Source organism: bacterium (assembly GCA_020440705.1).
Classification (GTDB): domain Bacteria; phylum Krumholzibacteriota; class Krumholzibacteriia; order LZORAL124-64-63; family LZORAL124-64-63; genus JAGRNP01.
The window spans coordinates 1-9,256 of sequence record JAGRNP010000135.1 but is presented as its reverse complement, the minus strand read 5'-3'; the positions used below and the strand labels follow the sequence as shown (position 1 = coordinate 9,256).

General features: G+C 69.6%; 7 protein-coding genes. 1 reads left to right on the top strand and 6 read right to left on the bottom strand.

Annotated elements, in window-relative coordinates:
• Window positions 1-105 precede the first annotated feature (105 nt).
• From KDM41_15490 to KDM41_15465, 6 genes are all read right to left on the bottom strand, one after another.
• Window positions 106-1,464: an insulinase family protein gene (locus tag KDM41_15490; protein ID MCB1184831.1), complete on the bottom strand. Its 1,359-nt coding sequence runs from the start codon at window positions 1,462-1,464 to the stop codon at window positions 106-108.
• 12 nt (window positions 1,465-1,476) lie between these two features.
• The gene (locus tag KDM41_15485; GenBank protein ID MCB1184830.1) at window positions 1,477-3,675 is read right to left on the bottom strand and encodes a polyribonucleotide nucleotidyltransferase; all 2,199 of its coding nucleotides are present in this window, start codon (window positions 3,673-3,675) and stop codon (window positions 1,477-1,479) included.
• Between the two features lie 230 nt (window positions 3,676-3,905).
• Entirely contained in the window at window positions 3,906-4,175 is a 270-nt protein-coding gene (gene rpsO, locus KDM41_15480; GenBank protein MCB1184829.1) for a 30S ribosomal protein S15, read from the bottom strand.
• 239 nt (window positions 4,176-4,414) lie between these two features.
• Entirely contained in the window at window positions 4,415-6,436 is a 2,022-nt protein-coding gene (locus KDM41_15475; protein MCB1184828.1) for a polysaccharide biosynthesis protein, read from the bottom strand.
• Window positions 6,437-6,472: 36 nt separating this feature from the next.
• Entirely contained in the window at window positions 6,473-7,708 is a 1,236-nt protein-coding gene (locus KDM41_15470; protein MCB1184827.1) for a DegT/DnrJ/EryC1/StrS family aminotransferase, read from the bottom strand.
• A 66-nt stretch (window positions 7,709-7,774) separates the two neighbouring features.
• Entirely contained in the window at window positions 7,775-8,398 is a 624-nt protein-coding gene (locus KDM41_15465) for a sugar transferase (protein MCB1184826.1), read from the bottom strand.
• A 128-nt stretch (window positions 8,399-8,526) separates the two neighbouring features.
• On the opposite strand from KDM41_15465, the gene KDM41_15460 reads away from it, so the two are divergent.
• A complete protein-coding gene (locus KDM41_15460; GenBank protein ID MCB1184825.1) occupies window positions 8,527-9,180 on the top strand; it encodes a hypothetical protein in 654 nt (217 codons plus the stop codon).
• Window positions 9,181-9,256 lie beyond the last annotated feature (76 nt).

Below are 9,256 nucleotides of genomic sequence, written 5' to 3'. Positions count from 1 at the left end.
CGGCGTTGGGGAGGGGGCGGAGGCATGAGCTGAAATACGCGTACTGAACGGATCCGGAGAAGCAAACCGTGCGGCTGCGAAGAGACACAATCTCAGAGACACAACCTACAGGTCATCGTCGTCGTCGTCATAGTCGGTATCGGTCAACCCCTCGTCCTCATACCGCACCCCCCCCTCCGGCCCATGCACCGCCACCAGCACCGAAGACGGATCGAAGTACGCCTCGGCGCAACGGACGATGTCCGCGGCCGTCAGCGAATCGACCCGGTCGACGAGGCCGGCCACGGGCTGGAAGGCGCCGTAGTAGATCTCGTTGCGGGCCGCCCGGTACATCTGGTTGACGGTGCCCTCGAGGGAGAAGATGAGCTGGCTCTTGATCTGGGCCCGGTTGTTCTCGAGTTCGTCCTCGCTGACGCCGTCGCTGATCAGCGACTGGTATTCCATGCGGATGACGTCCTCGAGCCGGCCCAGCTTCTCGGGCGAGCACGAGCCCGCGCAGCTCACGAGCCCCGTGTCGCGGCCCATGTCGTTGTAGTTGTACACGGTGTAGGCCAGGCCCTCGCGCTCGCGCACGGCCTGGAAGATGCGGCTGCTCATGCCGCCGCCCAGGATGTTGGTGAGCAGGAAGACCGGGATGCGGTCCGGGTGCAGGTAGGCCGGGCCGAGGTTGCCGATCTCGAAGTACGACTGGATGATCGGGCTGGCCAGGTCGAGGCGGAAGGGGTCGAGGCCCTCGCCCGGGGGGAAGTCGATCATGGCGGCCGCGCGTCCGCCCGAGGGGGCGACGGCGTCGCGCTCGGGGCCGGGGCGGGCCGGTTCGTCGAAGGCGGCGGCGACGATGCTCTCGAAGCCGTCCTGGATGTTGCCGGCCATGGAGATGACCAGGTTCGTGGGGGCGAACAGGCGCCGGTGCTGGGCGGCCAGGATGTCCGGGCCGAACGAGCGCAGCGAGTCGGGCGTGCCCAGGATGGGCCGGCCGCGGCGGTGGGCGCCGTAGACCCGGGCCGCGAAGGCGTCGTGCAGGCGGTCTTCCGGGGTGTCGAGGGCTTCCTGGATCTCCTCGATGACGACGTTCTGCTCGAGCTCGGTCAGGCGCGGGTCGAAGGCCGGCTGCAGGAGCATCTCGGCCAGCAGTTCGGCGGCCTCGCGGAAGTACTCGGGCAGCACCTTGATGGTGAAGGCCACGAGGTCCTTGGTGGTGAAGGCGTCGACGGCGGCGCCGAGGCGGTCGAAGGTCAGGGCGATCTCGTAGGCCGACCGCTTGCGCGAGCCCTTGAAGACCATGTGTTCGAGGAAATGGGAGATGCCGCCGAGGTCGGCGGGCTCGTCCTGGCTGCCGGTGCGCAGCCAGACGCCGAGGGTGACGGCGTGGGCCGACCGGATGGGGGTCGAGAGCAGGACCGCCCCGCCGGGAAGCACTTCCCGGCGGGGCGGCAGCTCGTTCCGGTAAGGATCGAGGTTCATCGAACCCCGGTCCTAGCGCCGGCCGCCGCGGCCGCGATCGCGACCGCCCCGGCCCCCGCGGTCGCCGCGGTCACCACCGCCGCGACGGTCGTCGCGCGGGGTGTCCTCCACGCCCTCGGGGCGCTGCAGCAGCGCCTTGCGGCTCAGGCGGACCTTGCCGGTGCGGCTGTCGATCTCGACCAGCTTGACGTCGACCTTGTCGCCGACCTGCAGGACGTCCTCCACGTTGTTCACGCGGTGCCACTCCAGCTCGGAGATGTGCAGCAGGCCGTCCTTGCCGGGCAGGAACTCGACGAAGGCGCCGAAGTCGACGATGGTCTTGACCTCGCCGTGGTACACCTTGTCCAGCTCGGGCTCGGCCATCAGGCCGCGGACGTACTCCATCGCCGCCGCGCCGCCCGCCTGGTCGGTGCTGCTGATGAAGACCATGCCGTCGTCGTCCACCTCGATGGTGGCGCCGGTGTCCTCCTGGATCTTCTTGATGACCTTGCCGCCCGGGCCGATCAGCGTGCCGATCTTCTTCACCGGGATCTGGATCGTCTCGATCTTCGGGGCGTACGGGCTCATCTCCGGGCGCGCCTCGGGCAGGGCCTCGTCCATGATGTCCAGGATGTGCAGACGGGCGTTCCGCGCGTCGGTCAGGGCCTTGACCATGACCTCGCGGGGCAGCCCGGCGATCTTGGTGTCCAGCTGGAAGGCGGTGATGCCGTCGCGGGTGCCGGTGACCTTGAAGTCCATGTCGCCGAGGTGGTCCTCGACGCCCAGGATGTCGGTCAGCACCGCGATGCGGTCGCCGTCCTTGACCAGGCCCATGGCCACGCCGGCCACCTTGGCCCGCAGCGGGGCGCCCGCGTCGAGCATGGCCATGCAGCAGCTGCAGACCGAGGCCATCGACGAGGAGCCGTTGCTCTCGAGGATGTCCGACACGAGGCGGATCGTGTACGGGAAGTCCTCCACGTCCGGCAGGATCGGGCGGATGGCGCGCTCGGCGAGCTTGCCGTGGCCGATCTCGCGGCGGCCGGTGCCGCTGTAGCGACCGACCTCGCCCACGCTGAACGGGGGGAAGTTGTAGTGCAGGTAGTACTTCGACCAGTACTGCTCGGTGTTCAGCGGCTCGATGCGCTGCTCGGCCTGCTTGCTGCCCAGGGTGACGGTGCCCAGGGACTGGGTCTCGCCGCGGGTGAACAGGCAGGAACCGTGGGCGCGCGGCAGCACGCCGGTCTCGACGGTGATGGGCCGGACCGTGGTCAGGTCGCGGCCGTCGGTGCGCACGCCCTCCGAGAGGATCATCTCGCGCATGGTGTGCTTCTCGAGCTTGCTCAGGGCGGCCATGGCGTCGCCGTTCACGTTGCCGTCGGCGTCGGTGAAGGCCTCCTTGACCTTGGTCTTGACGGCCTTCAGGGCGTCCGAGCGCTCCATCTTGCCCTTGACCACGATGGCCTGCTTCAGCTCGGGCAGGACCAGCTCCTTGACCTTGTCGCTGACGTCGGCGGGCAGGGACGGCACCTCGGGCAGGTCCCACTTGGCCTTCTTGTTGTCGGCGACCTCGAGCAGCTGGCGCTGGAGGTTGTTCAGCTTCTTGATCCAGCCGTGGGCGAACTCGATGGCGTCCAGCAGGCGGTCTTCCGGCACCTCGAGGCACTCGCCCTCGATCATGCACACGACGTCGTCGGTGCCCGCGACCACGAGGTCCATGGTCGACTCCTCGAGCTGCTCGAAGGAGGGGTTGGGGATGAACTCGCCGTCGACGTCGGCCACGCGCACGCCCGAGACGATCTCGTGGAACGGCACGTCGCTCAGGGCCAGGGCCATGCTGGCGCCGGTGATGCTCAGGGTGTCGGCATGGAAATCGGTGTCCGCGCTGATGATGAAGGCCACGATCTGGGTCTCATGGCTGTAGCCGTCCGGGAAGAGCGGCCGCAGGGGGCGGTCGATCAGCCGGCAGGTGAGGGTCTCCCGCTCGGTCGGACGGGCCTCGCGCTTGAAGAAGCCGCCCGGGATCTTGCCGGCGGCGTAGGTCTTGTTCCGGTACTCCACGAACAGCGGCAGGAAATCCCGGTCGCTGGGGCTGGGATCGGCCGTGACGGTCATCAGGCTCATGGTGTCGCCCATGCGCACGATGCAGCTGCCGTTGGCCTGCTTGGCCATGCGGCCGGTCTCGAAGCTGAACGTGGTCCCGTTCATTTCCATGCTGACGATTTGCTTGCTCATTCTGCTTATTCCTTCCAGGTGGCGCCGGGCGGCGTATTCCGCGATCGGCGTCGACTGCGTCGGGCGCACCATGCACCCTTCAAAACATCTTCCTACCGCTTTGCAGCTCCAGGTCCGGCAGGTCCGGCCGCAGGACACGACCCGCACATACGGCGAACGGCCGCGAACCCAGCGCGGCCGATCACCGGTCTATGCGAACTTGCGTCCAAACCAGACTCCCGAGACGGTCATCAACCGCGGATACCCAGTTCCTTGATGAGGGCGCGGTACCCGTCGAGATCCTTCTTCTTCAGATAGCTGAGCAGGCGCTTGCGCTGCCCGACCATCTTCAGCAGCCCGCGGCGGCTGTGATGGTCCGCCTTGTGCATCTTGAAGTGATCGCTGAGGGTGTTGATGCGCTCGGTCAGAAGCGCGATCTGGACCTCGGGCGAACCCGAGTCCCCGTCGTGCTTCTTGAACTTCCCGATGACCTGTTCTTTCTGTTCCTTGGTAAGTGCCATCGTCGAGAACCTCCCTAAACGGACGCGCTGGCGTCACGATGGCCGCAGGCCGGCCGCCGGGCCCCGGGAGCTTGCGCCGTTCGCCGGGGCTTGCGCGGAAACACGGTCGTCGCCCGGATCGCGAATTCGATCCCCTGGGCGCCGCCTGGTGCCGACCCGCACCTCAAAGCAGACCGAAACGCCGGATGGGATATCCCCGGCCCGGCTTCGGTCGGGCGGAATATAGGCGAATGAGCAGCCTATGGCAAGTTATTCGGCGTTTCGGCGGCCCGATTGACCGAATCTTCACGGGGGCCCTCCGGCGCGGGCACTTCGGGGGGCGTTTCGGCGTCCTGGCCCGTCAAACCGCTGAAATCGGGCACCAGGGCCAGCAATTCGGTCCAGATGTCGTCACGGCGGCCGAGCATGGCGGCCTCCACGAGCCGCCCGGCGCCGGATTCGACCTCGGCCACGTCGATGGCCTGCCGTCGGGCCACCATGATGCCGGGATTCTCGGTGGGGGCCGGCTCCTCGCCCTCGGCCCACAGCTCCTCGAAGAGCTTCTCCCCCGGACGCAGGCCCGTGTAGGTGATGCCCACGTCCACGTCGGGCGTCAGGCCGGACAGGCGGATCATCTGGCGGGCCAGGTCGTCGATCTTCACCGAGGCCCCCATGTCGAGGATGAAGACGTCGCCCCCCCGCCCCATGGCCGCGGCGAAGAGCACGAGCTGCACGGCCTCGGCGATGGTCATGAAGAAGCGCTCCATGTCCGGGTGGGTGACGGTGACGGGGCCGCCCTTCTTGATCTGCTTGTGGAAGAGCTCGACCACGCTGCCGGCCGAGCCGAGCACGTTGCCGAAGCGGATGATGGAGAAGCTGGTGGCGCCGTCGTCCTGGTTCTGCCGCGTGAGGATGACCTTCTCGGCCACCTGCTTGGTGGCCCCCATGACGTTGGTCGGGTTCACCGACTTGTCGGTGGAGATCATGACGAAGCGCTGCACCCCGTGGCGCAGGGCCATGTCCGCGAGCTGGCGCGTGCCGAAGACGTTGTTCAGCACCGCCTCCTCGGGGTGGAACTGCAGGATCGGCACGTGCTTGTAGGCGGCGGCGTGGAAGACGATGTCCGGACGGGCGACGGCGAAGAAGCGCTCGAGGCGCTGCGGGTTCTTGATGTCGCCGAGCAGGAAGTCGAACGCCGTGGGCCGCTCGCGGTCGCGCAGCTCCTGCTCGATGCGGAACAGGCCGTTCTCGTCCTTGTCGAGGCAGGCCAGGTACGCCGCGCCGTTCTCCACCACCTGGCGGCACAGCTCCGAACCGATGCTGCCGGCGGCGCCGGTCACCAGCACGCGCCTGCCCCGCAGCATCTCGCGGATCACCCCCACGTCGCCGCTCACGGGCCGCCGCTGCAGCAGGCTCGTGGTGCTGAAGTCCTCGACCCGCCGGATGCCCGGCTTCTCCGACTCCATGATCTCCCAGAAGCTCGGCACCGACTTGATGGGCAGCTTCGTCTCCTGGCAGTGGTTCAGGATGCGGTAGAGGGCGGCCGTGGTGGCCGACGGGATGGCCAGCACGATGACCTCGGCCCGCCGCCGGCGGGCGACGTCCTTGATCTGGTCGATGGTGCCCATGACCTCGACGCCGCGGATGCGCACCCCCTGGGCGTGCACGTTGTCGTCGACGAGGGCCACGGGCCGGAAGGCCCCCAGCCGCGGCGACTGCATGGCCTCGATGGTCAGGGCGCCGGCGTTGCCCGCGCCCACGACGATGGCCCGCTTGCGCGGCTCGGTGTTGCCCAGCTTGTCCGAGGGACCGCTCAGCAGCCGGTAGGCGAAGCGCCCGATGGTCACCAGCCCGAGGCAGAGCACCATGTCGATGGCGAGGGTCGAGAGGGGGAAGCCGCCCGGCTTGTCCCAGAACACCCACAGGGCGACGATGATCAGCGCCGAGCTGGACATGACCGCGCCCACGAGGGGCGGCAGGTCCTCCACCGAGGCGAAGCGCCACGACGTCTTGTGCAGCCCGATCAGCCAGAAGAAGATCATGCGCACGGGCACGGTGACGCCGAGCATGGCCAGCCACCAGGTCTGCCACTGGTCGAGGTTGGTGATGAGGAAGGGGCCGAGCACGACGAAGCGGATGAAGAACGAGGCCGTGACCGAGATCGCCGAGAGCAGTCCGAAGAAGACCAGTCCGAAGAGCAGCCGGTTGCTGCGGACCAGCCTGGTCAGGGCGCCGTCCTCGCGCAGGAGCGCGTTGCGGGGGTTGTCGTTGTCGTTGCTCATCCGCGTGTCCTCACGTCCTTGTGGCGAACCGGGCGGTCAACCGGTGGCGGCGGCCATCACCTTCCGGACGGCGGCCACCACGTCCTGCATGTCGGCGTCGTCGAGGGTCGGGTGGACCGGGAAGAACAGGCTGCGGCGCCCGAGGTCTACCGCGACGGGCAGCCGCGCGGCGGGGCGCATGCCCGTGCCGGCGAAGGCCTCCTCGCGGTACATCTCGGGGCACGAGCCCGTGTCGCAGTGCACGCCCTCGGCGCGGATCGCGGCCTTGATGCGGTCGCGGTCCCAGCCGGCGGACAGCGCCGCCGGCTCCACGAAGGCGTAGAACTTGTACCAGGCGTGCTCGACCCCGGCGGGCACGGCGGGCACGTGGATGCCCGGCACGTCGGCCAGCCCCGCGATCAGGGCCGCGGCGTTGGCCGCCCGGCGCGCGTGCCACGCGTCCATGCGGCCGAGCTGCAGCCGGCCGATGACGGCCTGCATCTCGGTCAGGCGCCAGTTGGTGCCGAAGCTGTCGTGCAGCCAGCGGAAGCCCGGCTCGGGATCGGGCGCGAACACCTTGTCGTAGTTCTTGCCGTGGTCCTTGTACGACCAGGCCCGCTGCCAGACGGCCTCGTCGTCGGTGGTGAGCATGCCGCCCTCGCCGCCGGTGGTCATGATCTTGTCCTGGCAGAACGACCAGCAGCCGATGTGGCCGATGCCCCCCACCGGGCGCCCCTTGTCGCGGGCGCCGTGGGCCTGGGCGCAGTCCTCGATGACGACCAGGTCGTGCCGGGCCGCCAGTGCGAGCAGGGGATCCATGTCGCACGGCCAGCCCGCGTGGTGCACGGCGATGATGGCCCGGGTGCGGGCGGTCACCAGCGGCGCCACCGTGGCGGCGGTGATGTTCTGCGAGACCGGATCGACGTCGGCGAAGACGACCCGGCCGCCGCACAGCACGACGCTGCTGGCCGAGGCCATGAAGCTGCGGCAGGTGGTGATGACCTCGTCGCCGGGCTGCAGGTCGATGGCCTTGAGCGCGAGCTCGATGGCCACGCTGCCGTTGGCCAGGGCCACGGCGTGGCGCGTGCCGCACCAGGCGGCGAACTCCTGCTCGAAGAGCCGGCCGCGGTGGCCGGTCCAGTAGTTGACGCGTCCGGACCGCAGCACCTCGCCCACCGCCGCGACGGTGTCGGGGTCGAACTCGGGCCAGGTCGGCAGCGGCGTCGCCCGGATCGGATCGCCGCCGTCGATGGCCAGCTTGGGGTCCTTGAGAGGCAATTCCTGCGCTTCCATGGTTCCGGTGTGCTCCTCGGCTGTCGTTCCCGTCAGACTACCGTTTCGGCGGCCTGTTGTCGCCCCTCAATTCGCCCCGCCGGCCCCGCCCGACGCCCCGCCCGAGCCCCGGAAGGGCTCCTTGGTGGCCTGCCCCGCGGCGGCCACGTCGTCGGCCCGCAGCACCCGGCCCACCGTCAGCAGGAGGATCTTCAGGTCCAGGGCCAGGCTGCGGTGGTCGACGTACCAGACGTCCTGGGCCAGGCGCGTGTCCCAGTCGGTGGCGTTGCGCCCGTTCACCTGGCTCCAGCCCGTGATGCCGGGCCGGACCTCGTGCCGCCGGGCCTGGGTCGCGTCGTAGAGCGGCAGGTACTCCATGAGCAGCGGCCGCGGTCCCACCAGGCTCATCTCGCCCCGCAGCACGTTCACCAGTTCGGGCAGCTCGTCCAGGCTCGTGCGCCGCAGGGCGCGGCCGAAGGCCGGCAGGCGTTCGCCGTCGGGCCGGAGCTCGCCGTCGGGGCCGCGGGCGTCGGTCATGGTGCGGAACTTGTACATGGTGAACGGCGCGCCGCCCAGCCCGGGCCGCACCTGGCGGAACAGCACCGGCGCCCCCAGCCGCCAGCGCACCAGCACCGCGAGCACGAGCAGGGGCACGGCCAGCACGGCGAGGCCGAGCAGGGCGGCGCAGAAGTCGAGAATCCGCTTGAGCATGGGTGCTTCCGGGCTTTAAGTTGGCGCTTCGGCGGCCGCCGCGCGGCCGTGCCCCAAATCTGCGGTCGGCGTGCGGGATGGGCAAGCCCGAATCGCCCGCCGGTCCGCGCTTCCGGGAGGACGACGCGATGGACGCGCGCAGGATGGTGATCATCGGCGCGGGCGGTTTCGCCCGCGAGGTGCGCTGGCTGGCCGAGGAGATCACGGCCGCCGGCGGCGACCGCTACGAGTTCACGGGCTACGTGGTGAGCGAGCCGGACAAGCCGGGCCCCACCGACAGCGCCGACGAGATCCTCGGCGACTTCGACTGGCTGCGCGCGCACCGCGACCGCTGGGACTGCCTGGCCATGGGAATCGGCAACGCCGCCCCGCGCCTGAAGGTGGCCGACGCCCTCGAGGCCCTCTACGGCCCGGAGTGCTGGCCCGCCCTGATCGCCCCCACGGCCAACTTCCACCGTCCCAGCGCCCGCGTGGGCCACGGCGTGCAGGTGTGCGCCAACGTCATCGGCACCGTGAACCTGGTCTTCGAACCCTTCGCCATGGTGAACCTGGCCTGCACCCTCGGGCACGAGGCCGTGCTGCGGCGGGCCTGCACCCTGAACCCCACGGTGAACATCTCCGGCGGCGTCGACATCGGGCGCGGCGCGCTGGTGGGCACGGGCGCCCAGGTGCTGCAGTACCTGACGGTCGGCGACGGCGCCACCGTCGGCGGCGGCGCGGTCGTCACCAGGGACGTGGCGCCGGGCACGCTGGTGGTGGGGATGCCGGCCAAGGCGCGCTAGCAGGCTGTTGAAAAACTCATTCTGGTACCCGGTGCGCCTGGCCGGGCCGAGATCAAGGCGCGATTCCGCCGCCGTA